Origin of the sequence: Mycobacterium timonense, from assembly GCF_025821985.1 — a bacterium.
GTDB lineage: Bacteria > Actinomycetota > Actinomycetes > Mycobacteriales > Mycobacteriaceae > Mycobacterium > Mycobacterium avium.
In genome coordinates this window covers 185,892-206,014 of sequence record NZ_JACKSY010000013.1, presented here as the reverse complement: position 1 = coordinate 206,014, position 20,123 = coordinate 185,892, and the positions used below count along the sequence as shown (strand labels likewise).

The window sequence follows — 20,123 nt, the reverse complement described above, 5'->3', positions numbered from 1 at the left end:
GGTCAAGTCCCGGGAAGTGGTGTAGTGCTGCGTGATCCGGTGGGTTAGGCGGTGAGTGCGGGCATGTCGTTGGCTCCTATGTCGGGGTTGTCGTCGGTGATGGTGGTCAGGCGGCAGCGGGTGAGGATGTCGAGGCCGAGGTAACGGCGGCCTTCGGCCCATTCGTCGTTCTGTTCGGCCAACACGGCGCCGACGAGACGGACGATGGCGTCGCGGTTGGGGAAGATCCCGACGGCGTCGGTGCGGCGGCGGATCTCTTTGTTGAGCCGTTCTGCGGGGTTGTTGGACCAGATCTGGGACCAGACATCTTTGGGGAATGCAGTGAAGGCCAGGATATCTTCGCGGGCGGTGGCCAGGTGGTCGGCCACGGCGGGCAGTTTGTCGGTGACGTAGTCGATGAGCCGGTCGAACTGCGCGGCCACCGCGGGGGCATNGGGTTGGTCGTAGACGCTGTGCAGCATCGCTTTGACCGCCGGCCACATGCTCTTGGGGCAGATGCTCATCAGGTTGGCCGCGTAGTGTGTGCGACACCGCTGCCAGGCCGCTCCGGGCAGGTTGGCCGCGATCGCCTCGCGCAGCCCGGCGTGGGCGTCGCTGGTGACCAGGCGTACGCCGGCCAGCCCGCGGGCGACGAGGTCGGCGAAGAACTCGTTCCAGGCCGGGCCGGTCTCGCTGGTGACCACCCGCATGCCCAGGACTTCGCGGTGTCCGTCACCGTTGACGCCAGTGGCCAGCAGCACGACCCCGTTGACCACGCGGCCGCCTTCGCGGACCTTCATCGTCAACGCATCAGCGGCGACGAAGGTGAACGGGCCAGCAGAATCGAGTGGGCGGTGACGGAACGCCTCGACGTGCTCGTCGAGGTCGGTGGCCATGCGGCTGACCTGCGATTTACTCAGTGAGTCGATGCCCAGGGTCTTGACCAGCTTGTCCATCCGCCGCGTGGAGACGCCGGCCAGGTAGCAGTCGGCGACCACGGTGATCAGCGCGGATTCGGCCCGCTTGCGGCGTTCGAGCAGCCAGTCGGGAAAGTAGGTTCCCTTGCGCAGCTTCGGGACTGCGACATCGATGGTGCCCACCCTGGTGTCCAGGCCGCGGTGGCGATACCCGTTGCGCTGCGCTCGCCGTCCCGGGGTGGGCTGGCCCCATTCGGCGCCCACGACGGCATCAGCATCCGCCGACAGCAGAGCGTTGATCACGGTCTGCAGCAGGGAGCGCATCAGATCAGGTGAGGCTTCGGCCAGGGCCTCGCCAAGAAGGCCGGCAGGGTCGACAATGTGGGGTGCGGTCATCGTGGGACTCCTCGAGGATTCTGTGGAAGGTTGACTCGAAGGATCACGCGGTGGCCGCTTTACGTCCATCACCGACACGATGACGAACCCAGCAACCGCGCTACACCACTATGCGGGACTCAACTTTGGGACTCCTCGAGGATTCTGTGGAAGGTTGACTCGAAGGATCACGCGGTGGCCGCTTTACGTCCATCACCGACACGATGACGAACCCAGCAACCGCGCTACACCACTATGCGGGACTCAACTCGCCACCTTGAGCTGTCTGGTGGCAAGGGTGTCGACAGTCGACCAGTTCAGGACCTGTACCCGGTCTCCCGCCACGTCGCTATCGGCTTCGACCGGACTTCGTGGGTCTCATGCAGACATCAAACCCACCGCTCGTCCTCATGCTGCGCGATTTGGCAACGACTGACCATTCCGCTTATCTGGCAGCGTTGAACGACCCCATATAAGGGGTAGATCACCGACTTGTTAGAAACCTCAAATGCCTGTGCCGTGGCCATCATTTGCTGAAAACGTTCTGGGGCTGGCGCGACCGGCAACTGCCCGACGGCGCGGTGATCTGGACCCTGCCCGACGGCGACACCTACGTCACCACCCCGGGCAGCGCGCTGCTGTTCCCCACCCTATGTACACCCACCGGGGCCGTGTCGCCGGCCAAGCCCGACACCGAGCACCGCTGCGGCGAGCGCACCGCCATGATGCCGCTGCGCCGCCATACCCGCGCCCACCGCATCACCACCGAACGCAACCACAACCGCCGCACCCGACTCACCACCCACCCCGCGACACCCGGACCCGCACCACCACCCGACCCCGACGACGAGCCGCCACCCTTCTGACCGCAGAGGCCCTTGACTCGATCTCGAACTGGTGTTCGAATTACTGGCATGCGGTGGGCGAGTCAGGCCGTCGCGGTCAACGGGAAACCCGTCGAGGACGGGGCGCTGCCGGGGCTGCAACGCCTCGGTCTGGTGCGCAGCGTGCGCGCGCCCCAGTTCGAGGGCATCACCTTCCACGAGGTGCTGTGCAAGTCCGCGCTGAACAAGGTGCCGAATGCCTCGGCGCTGCCGTTCCGCTACACCGTCAACGGCTACCGAGGCTGCTCGCACGCCTGCCGGTACTGCTTCGCCCGGCCCAGCCACGAATACCTGGAGTTGAACTGCGGCAATGACTTTGACACCCAGGTCGTCGTCAAGACCAACGTCGCACAGGTGCTGCGCCGGGAACTGCGGCGGCCGTCGTGGCGGCGCGAGACCGTCGCGCTGGGCACCAACACCGATCCCTACCAGCGGGCCGAGGGCCGGTATGCGCTGATGCCCGGCATCATCGGCGCGCTGGCCGAATCGGGCACCCCGCTGTCGATCCTGACCAAGGGCACGCTGCTGCGCCGGGACCTGCCGCTGATCGCGAACGCCGCGGCGCAGGTTCCGGTTTCGGTGGCGGTGTCGCTGGCGGTGGGCGACGCGGACCTGCACCGCGACGTCGAGCCGGGCACCCCGACGCCGCAGGCGCGCCTGGGTCTGATCAGCGCGATCCGCGCCGCCGGGCTGGACTGCCACGTGATGGTCGCGCCGGTGCTGCCCTACCTCACCGATTCCGTCGAGCACCTCGACGACCTGCTCGGCCAGATCGCGGCCGCCGGCGCGGGCAGCGTCACGGTCTTCGGCCTGCACCTGCGCGGCTCGACGCGGGGCTGGTTCATGGAATGGCTGGCCCGCTCGCATCCCGAGCTGGTCGGCCGCTACCGGGAGCTGTACAGCCGCGGCGCCTACCTGCCGCCGAGCTATCGCGACATGCTGCGGCACCGCGCCGCCCCGCTGATCGCCAAGTACCGGCTGGGCGGCGATCACCGCCCGTTCGCCCGAGCGGTTGCGGCCGCGCCGGCGCCCGAACCCGCTCAGCCGACGCTGTTCTGACAAGCCGGAAAACCCGAACACTCCGAAAACTCATCGCGCCCCGTCGCCGCGCGGCTTGGTCAGCGTGAATCGGTCGATCACCGACATCTCGCCGAGCGGGCCGGTCAGCGCGTAATGCGTCGCCCTGATCGAGGTGTTGCCGCCGGCCGGGCCGGGGTCGACGTCGAAAGCCACGAAGCCGTAAGGGTTGTCGCGGTCACGGAACGCCGACCACGGCGCGTCCTCGATGACATAGATCGGCGCCTTGCGCCCCAGCCCGGGGTCGAACGTGCCCACGCCGGTCAGCACCCGGCAGCGGGGCTCGGGGAAGAACATCGCGTTGCTCGGCGCCGACGTGCCGCCGCCGCCGATGACCAGGTGCACCGTGCCGCGCGTGGCGTCGATGAGGTCGCCGCGGGTGTCCACCGGTATCGGGGTACGGGTGTCGGTGCCCAGCGCGCCGCGCAACGGGTGCGAGCGCTCGTAGTGATGCTCGTGGCCGCACAGCACCAGATCGACCTGATACTGGTCGAACAGCGGCAGCCATTCTTCGCGGATGCCCAGGTCGGCGCCGTTGGTCCGGTCCGCGGTGGAGATCGCCGTCTGGTGCATGCAAACCACCAGCCAGTCGACGTCCGGGTCGCGCCGGGCCGCGGCGAGTTCGGTTGCCAGCCAACGCTTCTGCTCCCCGCCCGAATAGCCGTGCACGTAGAAGTTGCCGCCGTCCTGAAAGGCTACGTCGTCGTTGCTCAGGCTGACCACCCGCACCGAGCCGGCGGTGAACGAATACCACAGGCCGCGGGTCTCGGGGCTCGACCCGGAATCGGGCACCGCGAAGTAGGCCTGATACGCGCCGTAACCGATTGGGCCGTTGCCCAATTCGTTCTCGTGATTGCCCGCCGCCGGCATCCACGGCCGAAACCGCGCCGAGCGTGAGTTGTTCTCGAACCAGTCGGACCAGGTGCGGATCCGGTTTTGCGCCAGGTTGGCGTAACACAGGTCGCCGTTGACCAGGTTGAACAGCGGGCCGATCCGCTCGATGGCCATGGTGGTGTCCGCGGCGGCCGGTGAGCCGATGTTGTCGGTGGCGTACCGCCCGTTGGGCATCTTGGCCAGCGCGGGCGTCGACTGATCACCGAAGCTAGTGAAGCGCAAGGGTTTTCGGCCCATCGGCGCGGTCCGCACGGTGCCCTGCTGGGGCTGCGCGCCGTCGTGCAGCGCGGCGTAGACATAGTCGGTGTCCGGCGTCAGGCCGGTCAGCCGGGCATGGTTGACCCGAACTTCGATGCCCGACTTCGCATCCCGGTACGTGCGGGTGTCGGCGGCCACCGTGCGGCCGAACCCGGACACCGGAGTTCCGAACACGACGCGCGGATTGCGGACGGCGTCGGTGCTGTGCCAGGACACCACCACCTCGGTGCCGGCATTCTTTCCGAACTGCAGGTGCAGCCCGGCCACCGGCGGTGCGCCGTTGCGGTCGGGCTGCAGCCACGGCCAGGGCCCTCTCGAGCGCGCGGACTGCGACCACAGCAGCGTGGCGCCGCCGCCGATGCCCACCCCCAACGCCGCCGACACGGCGCCGGTGGTCAGCAACCGGCGGCGGGTGACGCCGGGCGCCGCGGCGCCGGCCGGGTTCGGGGGCTGGGTGGGCTCATCGCTCATGTCTGCTTCATACCCGAGCCGGGTGAGCGCGGCCGCAGCCGCCGGTAAACAGCGAACCGTCGCTAACGAATCCGGTAGCGTTTTCGATATGACGAACGTGCACAGGACAGCGAGCGCGATCTCAGCGGTGACGATGGCCGTGGCGGCGGTGCTCACGCCGGCGGCGGCGCATGCGGACGGCCACCAGGTGACCTACACCGTGACGAGCCCCAACAATGTGACCGCCAACGTCTCCTACGTGAACGCCGACCCGCCCAGCCAGGCCGCCTTCAACGCCGACCCGTCGAAGTTCTCGACCAGCGTGCAGGCCCCGCTCAGCGGCGGAACGCCGGTCACCTACACCGCCACGTTGGCAAACCCGAACCAGTTCGCCAGCATCACGGCCAGCGGCATGCTGCACTGGCCGGACTCGGGCAACGGCCCCGCCCAGTTCCACTGCGAGATCGCCGTGGACGGCCAGGTGGTCGTGCAACAGGACGCAACGACCACCGTCACCTGCCGGCCCAGCTAGTCAGCCGGCGAACGCCGCGCTTCCCGGTTCGGCGTGCGCCACCGCGACGACCTCGGCGGGTTCCGGCCCGACCGAGCGGACCTTGTGGCTGACCGACGCGTCGAAATACGCGCTGTCGCCGGGCCCGAGCGTGAACGTCTGGTCGCCGTAGTCGAGCTCGACCCTGCCGGCGTGCACGAACAGGAACTCCTGGCCGGCGTGCTCGGGGTGCGGGTCGTCGGCCAGCTGTTCGGTGGGGCGAATCACGAACGGCGACATGGTCTTTCCCAGCATCGACGAGGCCAATACCCGGTAGCGCCGGCCCCCGGGGCCACCGGCGCGCTCGACGGCGATCTTCTCCCGGGCCGCTTCGTCGGAGAACAGCCGCCCGACGTCGACGTCGAGGGCTCGCGCGACCTTCAGCGCGACCGCGATCGACGGGGTGCTCTGGCCGCGTTCGATTTTGGACAGGTAGCTCTTGGTTAGGCCGGTCTGCGCAGCCAGCGCCTCCAGGGTGAGGCCGCGTTGCCTGCGGACGGGACGCAGCAGTGCTGTCACGAGGCTCCTATGACACAAGGTTTCCTAACCTGCTACATTGTGTCACATGGCCAGCACGTTCACCGATTCGAAATCGGAATTGATGCGCCGGGCTGCCGAGCAGTTGACGGCGTTGCAGGGCCGGGACGCCGCCGAATCGCCGTTGACCACCCGCCAGAAGCTGGCCCTGACCTGCCGGGCGCTGTTCGACGCCGGGCACGACTCCGGGCTGGCCGGGCAGATCACCGCCCGCGCCGAGGCCGACGGCACCTACTACACCCAGCGGCTCGGCCTGGGCTTCGACGAGATCACCGACGGCAATCTGCTGCTGGTCGACGAGGACCTCAATGTCCTCGAGGGTGACGGAATGGCCAACCCCGCCAACCGCTTTCACAGCTGGATCTATCGCGCCCGCCCCGACGTGCAGTGCATCGTGCACACCCATGCGTTCCACGTGGCGGCGCTGTCCATGCTGGAGGTCCCGCTGGTGGTATCTCACATGGACACCACCCCGCTGTACGACGACTGCGCGTTTCTGGCCGACTGGCCGGGCGTGCCCGTCGGCAACGAGGAGGGGGAGATCATCACCGCCGCGCTGGGCGACAAGAAGGCGGTGCTGCTGGCCCACCACGGCCACGTCATCGCCGGCGCCAGCATCGAGGAGGCGTGCTCGTTGGGAATCCTCATCGAGCGCGCCGCCAAGCTGCAGCTGGCCGCGATGGCCGCCGGCACCGTCAAGCAGCTGCCCGAGGAGCTGGCCCGCGAGGCCCACGACTGGACGCTGTCGCCGCAGCGCAGCCGGGCCAACTTCGCCTACTACGCCCGCCGGGCCCTGGCCCGCCATCCCGACGCGCTGACCAGCTGAGGAGCCAACCCTTGACCGAACCCAAGATCCACGGCATCATCGCCTACCCGGTTACGCCCTTCGCCGACAACGGGATTGACACGCAGCGGCTGGCCGCATTGGTCGAGCGGCTGGTGTCCGCCGGCGTGCACGCGATCGCGCCGCTGGGCAGCACCGGCGAGCTGGCCTACCTGGAGGAGCCCGAAGTCGACGCCGTGATCGACACCACCCTGAGCGCCGTCGCCGGCCGGGTGCCGGTGATCGTGGGAGTGTCGGATGTGACCACCGCCAAGACGATTCGGCGCGCCCAATACGCGCAGCGAGCCGGGGCGGACGCGGTGATGATCCTGCCGGTGTCCTACTGGAAGCTCACCGAGCGGGAGATCTTCCATCACTACCGCAGCATCAGCGACGCCATCTCGATTCCGATCATGGCCTACAACAACCCGGCCACCAGCGGCGTGGACATGCCGCCGGAGCTGCTGGTGCGGATGTTCGAATCCATCGACAACGTGGCCATGGTCAAGGAGTCCACCGGCGACCTGACCCGGATGCAGCGCATCGCCGAGCTGTCCGGCAACCGGCTGCCCTTCTACAACGGCAGCAACCCGCTGGTGCTCGACGCGCTGAAGGCCGGGGCGTCCGGATGGTGCACGGCCGCACCGTGTTTGCGGCCGCAACCATGCATCGACCTGTACGACGCGGTGCGCGCGAACGACCTCGACACCGCGCAGCGACTCTACGACGACCTCAAGCCGCTGCTCACCTTCATCGTGGCCGGCGGGCTGGCCACCACCGTCAAGGCCGGCCTGGAGTTGCTCGATTTCAAAGTCGGCGACCCGCGCGCGCCGTTGCTGCCGCTCGACGAGCAGGGCCGCGCCGAGTTGCGCAAACTGCTTGCGGCCTAACCCAAGTCGGGCGCGGAGAAGGTGTCGCACTGCTTCGGGTCGCCGGTCTGGTACCCGATGGTGAACCACTTCTGGCGCTGCTCGGAGGAACCGTGCGTCCAGGACTCGGGGTTGACCCGGCCGGTCGCCTGCTTCTGGATGCGGTCGTCGCCCACCGACGCGGCGGCCGACAGCGCGTCGGCGATGTCCTTGTCGCTCAACGGCTCCAGGTAGGGCACACCGGTGCTCTCCTGCTTGACCGTGGAGGCGTAGTGCGCCCAGATGCCGGCGTAGCAGTCGGCCTGCAGCTCGGTGCGCACCCCGTTGCCGCCGGCGCCCTGCGCGCCCTGCTGGGAGCGGCCCAACACGCCCTGCAGGTTCTGCACGTGGTGACCGTACTCGTGGGCCACCACGTACTCCTGCGCGAAAGGCCCACCGCTGGAACCGAATCGGTCGACCAGCTCCTGGAAGAAGTCGGTGTCGAAGTACGCCGTCTGGTCCACCGGGCAGTAGAACGGCCCGACCGCGGTGGTGGCCGGGCCGCAGCCGGTGTTCACCCGGCCGGTGAACAACCGCACGTGCGGTCGGGTGTAGCGCGGCATCAGCTGATGCCACACCGCGTCCACCGAGTTCCCGGTGGCGACCACGCGACACTGCACGTACTTGTTGGCGTCGGCGCCCGTCTTGCACTGGCTCAGGTCGAACCCGGGCGCCGAGTAGCCGCCGGTGTTGGTCTGCTGCTGGGGCATGACGCGGCCCGGGTCGACGCCGAGGAACAACGCGCCGAGCAGGATGATCAGCCCGAGGCCGCCGCCCCCGACGGCCATTCCCATCCCGCCGCCGCCGGACGAGGACGCGGTGCTGGTGTCGATCTGCATGCCCTCGTTGAAGGTCATGACACGCTCCTAAGGTTGCCGGGTCGCTAGGGAGTCGGTGTAGCTGCGCAGGTTGCGCAGAAAGCGGCGCAGGGCCAGGTTCAGCAGCGGCCTGACCACCGCCATCGCCAGTTTCGCCGGCCCGGCGGGTTTCTGGGCCATGGTCCAGGTCAGCCGGCAACCGCCGGGGATGACCTGAACCCGGTAGTCCTCGGCGAACGCGGCCACCGACCGGGTCGAGCACTCGTTGAACCGAAATGCCATGTGCGTGAACGGTTCCCAGGCCAGGAACTCCTCGTTGCCGACGATACCGCCGCGCATCTCGACGACCCGGGTGGTGCCCACGTCCCGCGGCTCGGGGCTGGTCCAGGTGACCTTGGTGATCACCGTCGCCCAGCGCGGCCAGGCCGCGGCGTCGGACAGCACCTCGAACAGCTGCTCGGGGGTGATGGCCAAATCGACACTGTTGCGGAACACCACGGGCGCCGAGTCGATGAAGTCGAGGCCGACGCGCTCGCAATCGAACATGGGATCAATCTAGCCGGGGCCGTCGCTGGCCGCGGCCAGTAACGGCACCAGCACGTCGCTGATCGGGGTGGGCAGCCCGTGGGCGCGTCCCTTGCGGGCGATCACCCCGTTGCGGACGTCCCACTCCATCGGCCGGTGAGCCTCCGCGTCGGACAGGATCGAGGTGCCCATGTCCTCGGGAGCCCTGCGGAACAGCTCGACCAGCTCGTCGACCACGTCGTCGGACAGCCGGGCGCCCTCGGCCCGCGCGACCGCCAGGCATTCGGCGACGTAGCGCCGGGACAGGGCGGCGACGTCGTCGCGGCGGAACATCCCGGACCGGCGCCGCGACAGCGCCATGAACCCGGCCAGCGCGTTGGTGAGCAGCTTGCGCCAGGCCGCGGTGATGATGTCGGGGTCGCAGTCCACCCGGCAGCCGGCGTCGCGCAGCAGGGCGGCCACCGCCTGCGCCGACGGCCCGCTGGGCAGCACCAGGGCGGGCTCCGTCCGCAGCCGCACCCAGCCCTGCGGCTGGGTCGTCGCCGAATACCAGACGATGCCCGGGATCACCGGCGAGTCCGGGCAGAGCGGCCGCACCTGCTCGACCTGCTCGACGCCGTTCTGCAGCACCACGACGACGGTGTGTTCGCCGCACAGCCGGGCCAGCCAGCCGGCGGCGCCGGCGTTCTGGGTGGCCTTGACCGCCAGCAGCACCACGTCCACCGGGCCGCTCACCCGACCGGGATCGGTGTGCACCGGGCCGGGGACGACGATCGGGTCGGCGCCGTCGGGGCGCAGCTCGATGCGCTCGCGCGGGGTGCGGCCGCACACCACCACCGAATGACCGGCCCGGTGCAGCAGCGCGGCCGCCGTCGTACCGACGGCGCCGGGACCGACGAGTGCGATGGTGGTGGCAATAGGACCAAAGTTACCTCCTCTAGACTTGGCTTTCGTTTCAGACCAAGGGGAGTGTTTTTGTGCTGCGCAGCCACGCCGCCGGTTCGCTGAGAAGTAGCGACGCCGGGCAGCAGGTAACGCTGGCGGGCTGGGTGGCGCGCCGGCGCGACCACGGCGGCGTCATCTTCATCGACCTGCGCGACGCCTCCGGAATCACCCAGGTGGTGTTCCGCGACCCGGACGTCCTCAAGCAGGCGCACCGGCTGCGCGCCGAGTTCTGCGTCGCGGTGACCGGGCTGGTCGAGATCCGCCCGGAAGGCAACGCCAACCCCGAGATCGCCACCGGCGACATCGAGGTCAACGCGTCGTCGCTGACCGTGCTGGGCGAAAGCGCGCCGCTGCCGTTCCAGCTCGACGAGCCCGCCGGCGAGGAGCTGCGGCTGAAATACCGCTACCTGGACCTGCGCCGCGACGCGCCAGCCGCGGCAATCCGGTTGCGCTCCAAGGTGAATGCCGCCGCGCGCGAAGTGCTGGCGCGGCACGACTTCGTCGAGATCGAGACCCCGACCATCACCCGCTCCACCCCGGAGGGGGCGCGCGACTTCCTGGTGCCGGCCCGGCTGCATCCCGGCTCGTTCTACGCGCTGCCGCAGAGCCCGCAGCTGTTCAAGCAGTTGCTGATGGTGGCCGGGATGGAGCGCTACTACCAGATCGCCCGCTGCTACCGCGACGAGGATTTCCGCGCCGACCGCCAGCCCGAGTTCACCCAGCTCGACATGGAGATGAGCTTCGTCGACGCCGAGGACGTCATCGCGATCTCCGAGGAGATCCTGTCCGCGCTGTGGGCGCTGATCGGCTACGAGATCCCCCGGCCGATCCCGCGGATCAGCTACGCCGACGCGATGGCCCGCTACGGCTCCGACAAGCCCGACCTGCGGTTCGGACTCGAGCTCGTCGAGTGCTCGGAGTTCTTTAAAGACACCACATTTCGCGTCTTCCAGGCGCCGTACGTGGGTGCGGTGGTGATGCCGGGCGGGGCCTCGCAGCCGCGCCGCACCCTGGACGGCTGGCAGGAGTGGGCCAAGCAACGCGGCGCCAAGGGCCTGGCCTACGTGCTGGTCGGCGAGGACGGCGAGCTGGGCGGGCCGGTGGCCAAGAACCTCTCCGAGGCCGAGCGCGCCGGGCTGGCCGGGCACGTCGGCGCCGCACCGGGGGACTGCATCTTCTTCGCGGCCGGGCCGGCCAAGCCGTCGCGGGCGCTGCTGGGCGCGGCCCGCAGCGAGATCGCCAGCCGGCTCGACATGATCGACCCCGATGCGTGGGCGCTCGTCTGGGTGGTGGACCCGCCGCTGTTCGAGCCCGCCGACGACGCCACCGCCGCCGGTGACGTCGCCGTCGGCTCCGGGGCGTGGACCGCGGTGCACCACGCGTTCACCGCACCCAAGCCGGGATACGAGGACGCGATCGAGACCGACACCGGCAACGTGCTCGCCGACGCGTACGACATCGTCTGCAACGGAAACGAGATCGGCGGCGGCTCGATCCGTATCCACCGCCGCGACATCCAGGAGCGGGTGTTCGCGGTGATGGGCCTGGACCACGCCGAGGCTCAGGAGAAGTTCGGATTCCTGTTGGAGGCGTTCACCTTTGGCGCGCCCCCGCACGGCGGGATCGCGTTCGGCTGGGACCGGATCAACGCGCTGCTGTCCCGGGTCGACTCCATCCGCGAGGTGATCGCCTTCCCCAAGACCGGCGGCGGCGTCGACCCGCTCACCGACGCGCCGGCGCCCATCACCGAACAGCAGCGCAAGGAGTCCGGAATAGACGTCAAGCCGGAGCCCAGCAAACCCCATTGACCTCAGCGAACGGCTCGCTCAGGTGCTCGTGGGCCGCAGCTGGTCCGCAGTGGTGTTCATCCGCTCCGCGATCACCGCGCGGATAGCCGTGCGGGTGGATTCGGCGGCATCAGGCCACAGATGGCCGTAAATGTCGAGCGTGGTGGTGGCGCTGGCGTGCCGCATCCGCGCCTGCACCATCTTGATATCGGCGCCCGAGGGTGCTGCGACAGTTGCGGCGAAAGGCTAGACTTACCCAGGTCGAAGTCCGACATGCATGACGGCAACTCGGCGGCCGAGGCCGTCACCCGAGAGACTGCAGGAACTGCTGCCGGGCTATGGGCTGGCGCGACGGTTGGTGGTCTTGCCGCGGACGCGGCAGCTGGTGCAGCGATCGGTTCGGTCATTCCGGGTGCCGGGACCGCAGTTGGTCTGGTGGTGGGCGCCGGTGTGGGAGCGGTCGCCGCCTGGGGGATCTAAGTTGGTCGAAGTGGCCTGGGAGCCGGTCGCGGATGCCGTCGGTAGTGCGGTGCACGGCGTGGAATCGGTCTTCGGTTTCGGGTAGGACGGCGACGATGCGATTCGATGAATACACGGAGAAGCACGGCCTGGCTGTGTCTCCGGTCGAGCGGTTTGCCGGGCTTGTCGTGGAGGTGGGGGCTGTCCACAAGCGTGCGGCGGTGGCAGGTCCAGCTTCCGACGATCACCACCGCAGTGCTCCGGCAACCACAATGCGAGACCGTCACTGATGCCCAACAGTGAGGCCAGCGGGGGGTGGGGGCGGGTACTGCGGTACGCGTTCGGCGTCGCCCTACTTCTGGTCACAGTGGTGGCAACGTCGGCGGGAGTGCAGTGGTACTTGTCGCTGATCGGATTCTGCACGGCACTCCTCTTCGTCCTCGGCAGACGCCGGATTTTTCGGCCGGGAGTCAACCGGTCGGGGAACGAGATCGTGTGCAGGTATCTCCCGTGGTACGAGGGAAATGCGTACGTCTTGAACGTGCTGGTCCCCCTGCTAGGGGCCGCCAGCGTCGGCGCGGGGTTTGCCCCCGGCAATCCGGTATGGCTTCGTGTCACGGGCATCATCCTGCTGATTCCGACACCGCTGTTCGTTTACTCCGCAGTTCGGATGTGGCGCCGATGCATTTTGTGTATTTCCCCGTCGGCGCTGACCGTGCGTTTGGCCGCGCCCAAGGCCGAGTTCATCAAAATCCCGCGTGAGTGCGTTCTGTCGATCGTGCCCAAGATCCCGAATGGGGCGGGCAGCCGGTCATACCAAGTCGAGATCTCCTATTGCGCGGCGGATTCCAACAGTGACCACACTGTACTGTTGGGCCCCCAGCTCAGCGTCCAGCCGATTAACCTCCTCAACGCCCTCGCGGCCTGGAAAGATGCCACCGACGATAACCCGAGCGAGCTGCTGGATCGGGTCGAGCGGATTCTCCGAGGCCATTCAACGGCCCGCGTGTAACCGCTCAATCAAGTCCATGGACGTGGTGTACTTCCCGCATGACGTTGCCCCGGACGACATTCCGTTCCCCACGACGTTTACCGGCGCGGGCCCCGACAAGTGACGGACCGTACCGTTGTAGTCCCGGTCCGCAGTCAGTCCGCAGTAGATTCAACAGCACTTTAGGCACCCGTCAGAACCAACTATCCTGACCAGGGTGTTTCTTGCGCAGCCATCACAGCTAACAGCAACAAACGAGCAGCACGAAGTCCGGAATAGACGTCAAGCCGGACCGGGTTGAGCAGGCATGACTGATATTCCGGACACCGGCACCATCAACGCGTTCAACCAGAGCATCATCGACGAATTCCGGGCCAACGACGGCAAAGTGGGCGGCCAGTTCGAGGGTGCCGACCTGCTGCTGCTGCACACCACCGGCGCCAAGTCGGGTCAGCCCCGGGTGTCGCCGCTGGCCTACTTCCGCATCGACGGCAAGCTCCTGGTGATCGGCTCGTTCGCCGGCGCCCCGGTCAGCCCGGCCTGGGTGCACAACCTGCGGGCCAACCCCGCCGCGCGGGTGGAGATCGGCACCGACAGCTTCGACGTGACCGCGCGCGAGCTGCCCCGCGAGGAGCGCGACGCGCTGTTCGCCCAGGTCGCCGCGGCCGCCCCCGGCTTCGCCGAGTACCAGGCCAAGACCAGCCGGGTGATCCCCCTGTTCCAGCTGATCCGGACCTGACCGATGCGCGGCTCGGCGGTGCCCTCGTTGATGCGCACCGCCGTGCGGGCGGGCGGCAAGCGGCTGGGTGCGGTGTGGTTCAACCTGCTGCAGACGTCGCTGGCCGCCGGCCTGTCCTGGTACCTGGCCCACGACGTGCTGGACCATCCGCAACCGTTCTTCGCGCCGATCGCCGCCGCGGTGTCGTTGTCGACCAGCAACGTGCTGCGCGCCCAACGGGCCGTCCAGATGATGATCGGGGTGACGCTGGGCATCGGGCTGGGCACCGTGGTGCAGGGGATGCTCGGTCCCGGCGCGCTGCCCATCGCGGTCGCCGCGCTGGTCGCGCTGGGCGCCGCGGTGTTCATCGGGGGCGGCTTCATCGGGCACGGGATGATGTTCGCCAACCAGACCGTGGTCTCGGCGCTGTTGGTGCTGGCCCTGTACCGCGGCGGCGCCGGGCCGGAACGCATCTTCGACGCGCTGATCGGCGGCGCGGTGGCCATCGTCGTGGCCGTGCTGCTGTTCCCGGCCGACCCGCGCACCGTGCTGGGCGCCGCCCGGGCCGGCGTGCTGGCGGTGCTGCACGACGTGCTGTCCCGGGCCGCCGACGTTTCCTCCGGCCGCCGGGCGGCCCCGCCCGACTGGCCGCTGAGCGCCGTCGACCGGGTGCACGAACAGCTCAGCGGCCTGCTGGAGGCGCGCACCACCGCCCGGCACGTCGTCGCCATCGCGCCGCGACGCTGGGGCCTGCGCGACGCCGTGCGCGCCGCCGACCATCAGGCCGTGCACGTCGCGCTGCTGGCCGGCTCGGTGCTGCAGCTGGCCCGCGCGGTGGCCCCCGGCCCCGGCGACCGGCAGGGGCAGCCGGTGTCGACGGTGCTGCTGGTGCTGGCGGCGGCGACCGCGCTGGCCGACCGCGATCCGGCCGGCGCGTGCGTGTACCTCGGCTCGGCGCGCCGGCACGCCGCGCGGCTGCGCTCGGGCGACGGCGGCGACCGGGAGCCGCACGTCGCGCTGGCCGACGCCGTCGGCGCCTGCGTCGACGATCTGCAACGGGTGATCGACCTGCGGCCGGGGTGAGGGGCTCACCGCGAGTCGGCCAGGAACTCCTGCACCAGTTTCCGCGGCGCCTGGGTCAGCCACGCCTCGGTGATCAGCTCCTCGAGGTCGCGCACCGAGATGGCGTCCAGGTTGACCAGCACCGCGGGATAGCCGTCGAAATGCGGGGTGGTGAAGAAGGTCTGCGGCGCGTCGTCGATCAGCGCGAACTTGACGCCCTCGTCGGCCACCCGGACACCGAGGACGTCGCCCGGGGTGGGCTCGGCGCCGGTGCGGGCCAGCGCTTCCCGCTCGGAGGGCCGCAGCGGGCGCTCCCAGGCCAGCAACTTCTTGCCGACCCGCCAGTCGTGCGGTGACGGCTCGGAGGTGAGGGCCAGCTCACCCACGATGCGGGCGACGTCGTACCACGTGGCCACGCTCTCGATTGTGCTCCCGTTTCGGCGCGGCCGCCGCCGGATCGGCAAACGCGGCGGCATCGCGACCGCGGCGGCGGCCCCGGTGTGATGTGATCAGCCTTGTGCCCGAAGCCGATCAGCAGGCCGACGGCGGGGCCGCCCGCCGCCACCGCGTCACCCACCGCACCGAGTACCGCTACTCCGACGTGGTGACCAGCTCCTACGGCCGGGGTTTCCTGACGCCGCGGGACTCGCTGCGGCAGCGCTGCGTCGCCCATCGGCTGACCATCGACCCGGCCCCGGCCGACAGCTCCACCAGCACCGACTGCTACGGCAACATCAGCTCCTATTTCCACGTCACTGAACCGCACCACAGCCTGACGGTGACCAGCGATTCCATCGTCGACGTCAACCCGCCGGCGCCGGGCCTGTACACCACCGGGCCGGCGGTGCAGCCCTGGGAGGCGGCCCGCCCGGCCGGCCGCCGCGGGGCGCTGGCAACCGAATTCACCCTGGACCTCGACCCGCCGGAGATCACCGACGAGGTGCGCGACTACGCCGCACCCAGTTTCGCGCCCGGGCGGCCGCTGATCGAGGTGCTGCGGGACCTGGCGTCGCGGATCTTCACCGACTTCACCTACCGGAGCGGGTCGACGACGATCTCCACCGGGGTCGCCGAGGTTCTGGCGGCCCGCGAAGGGGTATGCCAGGACTTTGCGCGGCTGGCGATCGCCTGCCTGCGCGCCCACGGGTTGGCGGCCAGCTACGTGTCCGGGTATCTGGCCACCGACCCCCCTCCCGGAAAGGACCGGATGATCGGCATCGACGCCACCCACGCCTGGGCCGCCGTGTGGACCCCGCACGAGCCCGGTCAATTCGAGTGGCTGGGAGTGGATCCCACTAACGACCAGATGATCGACGAGCGCTACATCGTGGTGGGACGCGGCCGCGACTACGCCGACGTCCCGCCGCTGCGGGGCATCATCTACACCAACTCACAGCACAGCGTGATCGACGTGTCCGTCGACGTGGTGCCCTATGCGTGACTTCACCTGCCCCAAGTGCGGCCAGCGCCTAACCTTCGAGAACTCCACCTGCCTGAATTGCGGTAGCGCGCTGGGGTTTTCGATCGAGCAGATGGCACTGCTGGTGATCTCGGAGGACGAGACGAGCGGGCACGCCGGCTTCGTGCCCGCCAGCGAATACCAGTTGTGCGCCAATCTGCTTCTGGCCGAATGCAATTGGCTGGTCCCGGTGAACGAGCCGCGGTTGCTGTGCGCGTCCTGCGTGCTGACCACCGAGCGGCCCAACGACGCCGACACCGTGGGGCTGGCCGAGTTCGCCCGCGCCGAGGCGGCCAAACGCCGGCTGATCGCCGAGCTGCACGAGCTGCGGCTGCCGATCGTCGGGCGTGATCAGGACCCCGACTACGGCCTGGCCTTCCGGCTGCTGTCCAGCGCGCACGAGAACGTGCTGACCGGTCACCAGAACGGGGTCATCACACTGGATTTGGCCGAGGGCGACGACGTGCACCGCGAACAGCTGCGGGTCGAGATGGACGAGCCGTACCGGACGCTGCTCGGGCACTTCCGGCACGAGATCGGGCACTACTACTTCTACCGGCTGATCGCCCCGCACCCCGACCACCTGCGCCGGTTCAACGAGCTGTTCGGCGATCCCGACGCCGACTATCAGCAGGCGCTGGACCGGCACTACAGCGAGGGCGCGCCGGAGGGCTGGCAGGAGAACTTCGTCTCGTCATATGCCACCATGCACGCCAGCGAGGATTGGGCCGAGACGTTCGCCCACTACCTGCACATCCGCGACACGCTGGACACCTCGGCGTGGTGCGGGCTGGCCCCGGCGTCGGCCACCATCGATCGTCCGGCGTTGGGGCCCAGCGCTTTTCAGACGATCATCGACACGTGGCTGCCGTTGTCGTGGTCACTGAACATGGTGAACCGGTCCATGGGCCACGACGACCTGTACCCGTTCGTGCTGCCGGCCGCGGTGCTGGAGAAGATGCAGTTCATCCACGCCGTGGTCGACGGGGCCGGTTAGGCCGGCATCACGCGGCGCACGTCGGGACCCCACAGCGGCTGCATGCCGCCGGGCAGCGCCAGCTGGGTGGTGGTGAGCACCTCGGCCAGGCTGCGCAGCTCGGCGTGCACCGAATCGAGCAGCTCGGCGAGCTCGGCGCGCCGCCCGTCGTCGCTGATGCGTTCCAGCTCCGCGGGATGCGACCGGCGCAGCCGGGTGCCGATCTCGTCGACCAGCCGTTCCGGGCGCGACGACCCGGATGCACCGGGCAGGTCCTTGAGGTCGGCGCGCAGCCGCTCCACCTGGTAGAGCAGCGACCGCGGGTTCTGCGCGTCGAACAGCATCAGCTCGGCCATCGCGGCCACGCTCACCTTGCCCGCCGTGCGGCGCCGGTAGCTGACCGAGGACTCGCAGGCCACCAGCGTCGACTCGAGGATGGTCTGTTCGGCGGCCGCGCCGCGCACCACGGTGAGCGTGGCCCGCAGCAGCGCCGTCAGCCACAGGCCGCGTTCGATCCGCTTGCCGATGTCCATCATGGTCCAGCCGACGTCGCGCACCATCGACTCGCCGGCCACCCCGGACAGGGTCAGCATCCCGGCCAGCGTCTGGGTCTGCGCCGCGGTGAGCAGCGCGTCGGCCTCGGCCAGCGAGTCCGGCGGTTCACTGTCCAGCGCCAGCGCCCGCTCCACCCCGGCCAGCACCATCCAGGTGTCGTTGGACATCTGGTCGCGCACCGCCCGCGCGGCCAGCGCCAGCCCCTCCACCGACTGCACCAGCGAGCCGGGCCGCTGCGGGTCGACGGTCAGCGACCACAGCGTGGAGGGCGCGACGGCGATCGTCTCGGCCGCATCGCCACCGGCCGCGGCGCCGGTGCCGGTGTCGGTGCCCGTGATGCGGCCCAGCGCGGCCATCAGCACCGGCACGCACTCGCTTTCCTCGCTGTGCTGGTGATGGCGGTAGACGTGGAAGCGGTCGCGGGTGACGATGAGCAGCCGGGCCATGCTCTCCGCGCGCTCGCCGTACCGCCCGATCCAGAACAGCTCGGACAGCACCCGCGGGGAGCTGACGGCCCAGGTGCCCGCGGCCGTCTTCGCCGGCGGCTCCACGGCGGGCACGCCGACCGCCTCGGCCCGGGCCCGCTCGGTCGGACGCACCCAGACATCCTTGGCCGCAATGCTTTTCAACGTGTACGCGGCCGGGCCGGCGGCCAGCAGGTAGCCGATGCCGCCGATCATCGGCGCGTAGCCGCCGCGCTGGGCCACGGTGAACAGCCGGATGCCGACCCCGGCCGACGACAACACGCCGGCGTGGTCGGTCGGCGCCGAGGAGAACTGCGGCAGCTCCTGGCCGATCCACTGCCACGGCGCCGTCTCGATCCGGGCCGCCAGCTGGGCGAGCTGCCGCGACGAAAGCGCCGGCCCGACAAGCGTTTTCCCGCCCACCGTGGACTTCACCAGCAGCGACGCCAGATTGGCCAGCAGGTGTGAACGTTCGGCGTCGATGCCGCCCCAGTAGACCGGCGCGCTGGGCAGTAGCAGCGTTTCGGACAGCAGGTGCCGCGCCATCGCGGGCAGAAAACGTTGCAGCCCAGGGTTTTCCAGAATTCCGCTGCCCAGGGTGTTGACGACGGTCACCGTCCCGCGATGCTGCGCCTCCACCAGGCCGGCCACCCCGAGCCGGGAGTCGGCGCGCAGGTCCAGCGGATCGCAATACTCGGCGTCGACCCGGCGCAGCACCACGTCGACGCGTTTCAGGGTGCCCAGCGAACGCATCCACACCATGCCGTCGCGCACCACCAGGTCGGCGCTCTCCACCAGCGGGAAACCCAGCAGGGTGGCGAGATAGGCCTGGTCGAACGCCGTCTCGGAGTAGATGCCCGGCGACAGCACCACCACCACCGGGTCCTGGGCGACGTCGGGCGCCGCGTCGATCAGCGCCAGCCGCAGCGCCTGCGCGAACGGTGTGGTGGGCCGCGGTGCGATCCGCTCGTACAGGTCGGGAATCGCGTGCGCCACCACCCGCCGATCGGCCAGCGCGTAGCCGGCGCCCGAGGGCGCCTGGGTGCGGTCGGCGTTGACGGCGAAGCCGCCGTCCGGGCGCCGGCTGACATCGCAGGCGTGCATGAAAAGCTGGTGACGGCCCGGGATTTCGATGCCGTTGGCGGCGCGCAGGTAGCCGGGATGGCCGAACAGCAGCTCCGGGGGCAGCACGCCCTCGGTGAGCAGGCTGCGCGGCCCGTACAGGTCGGCCAGCACCGCGTCGAGCACCCGCGACCGCTGCAGCAGCCCGGCCTCCAGCGGCTCCCAGTCGGCCGCCGACAGCACGATCGGCAGGGTGTCCAGCTGCCAGGGCCGCGGCTCCTGGCCGCGGCCGCCGGGCTCGACGTCGGTGTAGGTGATGCCGTCGTGGTCGATCAGGCCGCGGACCACCGAGCGCAGCCGGTCCAGCCCGGCGCGGCCGCGTTCGCCGATGGCGTCGGCCAGCTCGGTCCAGGCCGGGCGCACCTTGCCGTCGGGGCCGACGAATTCGTCGTAGCCGCTCGCCGGGCCCTGTCGCAGGTCGAACAGCGCCTGCTGGGCCCGCGCCGCCCGGTACCCGGCCAGCAGGCGGTCGGCGTCGTAGGAGCCGCCGGCGGCCGCCGAGGGTCCACCGGTGCCGAATGTCTTGTCCGCAAACGCCATTACAGCTGCACGGTACGCACGCGGCGCGGCCGGGGGAGCCCGGCGCGCCG

General features: G+C 69.6%; 19 protein-coding genes and 1 pseudogene. 11 read left to right on the top strand and 9 right to left on the bottom strand.

Annotated elements, in window-relative coordinates; all coding sequences use genetic code 11:
• Positions 1-44 precede the first annotated feature (44 nt).
• Positions 45-1,292 (bottom strand): IS256-like element IS1601 family transposase, encoded by a 1,248-nt coding sequence (locus H7I87_RS04290; RefSeq protein ID WP_264002577.1) that lies wholly within the window; start codon positions 1,290-1,292, stop codon positions 45-47.
• A 479-nt stretch (positions 1,293-1,771) separates the two neighbouring features.
• Between H7I87_RS04290 and H7I87_RS04285 the strand changes: the two are divergent.
• Both H7I87_RS04285 and H7I87_RS04280 read left to right on the top strand, forming a co-directional pair.
• A pseudogene (locus tag H7I87_RS04285) lies at positions 1,772-2,137 on the top strand (HNH endonuclease signature motif containing protein); the annotation flags it as partial.
• 48 nt (positions 2,138-2,185) lie between these two features.
• Entirely contained in the window at positions 2,186-3,214 is a 1,029-nt protein-coding gene (locus tag H7I87_RS04280; RefSeq protein WP_011725478.1) for an Rv2578c family radical SAM protein, read from the top strand.
• 30 nt (positions 3,215-3,244) lie between these two features.
• On the opposite strand, the gene H7I87_RS04275 is transcribed toward H7I87_RS04280, so the two are convergent.
• Positions 3,245-4,855 (bottom strand): purple acid phosphatase family protein, encoded by a 1,611-nt coding sequence (locus tag H7I87_RS04275; protein WP_009977736.1) that lies wholly within the window; start codon positions 4,853-4,855, stop codon positions 3,245-3,247.
• 88 nt (positions 4,856-4,943) lie between these two features.
• On the opposite strand from H7I87_RS04275, the gene H7I87_RS04270 reads away from it, so the two are divergent.
• Positions 4,944-5,366 (top strand): Rv2576c family protein, encoded by a 423-nt coding sequence (locus H7I87_RS04270; RefSeq protein ID WP_016705509.1) that lies wholly within the window; start codon positions 4,944-4,946, stop codon positions 5,364-5,366.
• Here the strand turns inward: H7I87_RS04270 and H7I87_RS04265 are convergent, their stop codons facing one another.
• Entirely contained in the window at positions 5,367-5,903 is a 537-nt protein-coding gene (locus tag H7I87_RS04265) for a helix-turn-helix domain-containing protein (RefSeq protein WP_009977735.1), read from the bottom strand.
• Positions 5,904-5,949: 46 nt separating this feature from the next.
• Between H7I87_RS04265 and H7I87_RS04260 the strand changes: the two genes are divergently transcribed.
• Positions 5,950-6,747 carry an aldolase gene (locus H7I87_RS04260; RefSeq protein ID WP_009977734.1) on the top strand — a complete coding sequence of 266 codons (798 nt, stop codon included), beginning with the start codon at positions 5,950-5,952 and terminating at the stop codon, positions 6,745-6,747.
• Positions 6,748-6,758: 11 nt separating this feature from the next.
• Positions 6,759-7,634: a dihydrodipicolinate synthase family protein gene (locus H7I87_RS04255; protein WP_023869536.1), complete on the top strand. Its 876-nt coding sequence runs from the start codon at positions 6,759-6,761 to the stop codon at positions 7,632-7,634.
• Here H7I87_RS04255 and ypfJ read toward each other — a convergent pair.
• Genes ypfJ through H7I87_RS04240 form a run of 3 tightly spaced genes read right to left on the bottom strand, consistent with a single transcriptional unit; the run spans position 7,631 to position 9,913 of the window.
• Complete coding sequence (gene ypfJ, locus H7I87_RS04250) at positions 7,631-8,509, bottom strand: KPN_02809 family neutral zinc metallopeptidase (protein WP_003872663.1); 879 nt, start codon at positions 8,507-8,509, stop codon at positions 7,631-7,633. The two genes, H7I87_RS04255 and ypfJ, sit on opposite strands and share 4 nt — an antisense overlap.
• A 9-nt stretch (positions 8,510-8,518) precedes the next feature.
• Positions 8,519-9,016: an SRPBCC family protein gene (locus H7I87_RS04245; protein WP_033710745.1), complete on the bottom strand. Its 498-nt coding sequence runs from the start codon at positions 9,014-9,016 to the stop codon at positions 8,519-8,521.
• 9 nt (positions 9,017-9,025) lie between these two features.
• Positions 9,026-9,913, bottom strand: a complete 888-nt coding sequence (locus tag H7I87_RS04240; protein ID WP_179151733.1) for an oxidoreductase — start codon at positions 9,911-9,913, stop codon at positions 9,026-9,028.
• A gap of 59 nt (positions 9,914-9,972) precedes the next feature.
• Here H7I87_RS04240 and aspS point away from each other — a divergent pair, with 59 nt between their 5' ends.
• Complete coding sequence (aspS, locus tag H7I87_RS04235; RefSeq protein WP_033710743.1) at positions 9,973-11,748, top strand: aspartate--tRNA ligase; 1,776 nt, start codon at positions 9,973-9,975, stop codon at positions 11,746-11,748.
• 18 nt (positions 11,749-11,766) lie between these two features.
• On the opposite strand, the gene H7I87_RS04230 is transcribed toward aspS, so the two are convergent.
• The gene (locus H7I87_RS04230) at positions 11,767-11,928 is read right to left on the bottom strand and encodes a hypothetical protein (RefSeq protein ID WP_176213612.1); all 162 of its coding nucleotides are present in this window, start codon (positions 11,926-11,928) and stop codon (positions 11,767-11,769) included.
• Between the two features lie 547 nt (positions 11,929-12,475).
• On the opposite strand from H7I87_RS04230, the gene H7I87_RS04225 reads away from it, so the two are divergent.
• The 3 genes from H7I87_RS04225 to H7I87_RS04215 all read left to right on the top strand — a co-directional run bounded on the left by H7I87_RS04225 (position 12,476) and on the right by H7I87_RS04215 (position 14,978).
• A complete protein-coding gene (locus H7I87_RS04225; RefSeq protein ID WP_033710742.1) occupies positions 12,476-13,198 on the top strand; it encodes a hypothetical protein in 723 nt (240 codons plus the stop codon).
• A gap of 286 nt (positions 13,199-13,484) precedes the next feature.
• Positions 13,485-13,916 carry a nitroreductase family deazaflavin-dependent oxidoreductase gene (locus H7I87_RS04220; protein ID WP_033710741.1) on the top strand — a complete coding sequence of 144 codons (432 nt, stop codon included), beginning with the start codon at positions 13,485-13,487 and terminating at the stop codon, positions 13,914-13,916.
• 3 nt (positions 13,917-13,919) lie between these two features.
• Positions 13,920-14,978 carry an FUSC family protein gene (locus H7I87_RS04215; RefSeq protein ID WP_033710740.1) on the top strand — a complete coding sequence of 353 codons (1,059 nt, stop codon included), beginning with the start codon at positions 13,920-13,922 and terminating at the stop codon, positions 14,976-14,978.
• 5 nt (positions 14,979-14,983) lie between these two features.
• Here H7I87_RS04215 and H7I87_RS04210 read toward each other — a convergent pair whose 3' ends face one another.
• The gene (locus H7I87_RS04210; protein ID WP_009977728.1) at positions 14,984-15,373 is read right to left on the bottom strand and encodes an MmcQ/YjbR family DNA-binding protein; all 390 of its coding nucleotides are present in this window, start codon (positions 15,371-15,373) and stop codon (positions 14,984-14,986) included.
• Positions 15,374-15,474: 101 nt separating this feature from the next.
• On the opposite strand from H7I87_RS04210, the gene H7I87_RS04205 reads away from it, so the two are divergent.
• Both H7I87_RS04205 and H7I87_RS04200 read left to right on the top strand, forming a co-directional pair.
• Entirely contained in the window at positions 15,475-16,398 is a 924-nt protein-coding gene (locus tag H7I87_RS04205; protein ID WP_095762102.1) for a transglutaminase family protein, read from the top strand.
• Positions 16,391-17,413, top strand: a complete 1,023-nt coding sequence (locus H7I87_RS04200) for a zinc-binding metallopeptidase family protein (protein ID WP_019733914.1) — start codon at positions 16,391-16,393, stop codon at positions 17,411-17,413. Before H7I87_RS04205 ends, H7I87_RS04200 begins: the two co-directional genes overlap by 8 nt.
• Here the strand turns inward: H7I87_RS04200 and H7I87_RS04195 are convergent.
• Entirely contained in the window at positions 17,410-20,073 is a 2,664-nt protein-coding gene (locus tag H7I87_RS04195) for a circularly permuted type 2 ATP-grasp protein (protein ID WP_033718188.1), read from the bottom strand. The genes H7I87_RS04200 and H7I87_RS04195 overlap by 4 nt on opposite strands.
• Positions 20,074-20,123: the final 50 nt, after the last annotated feature.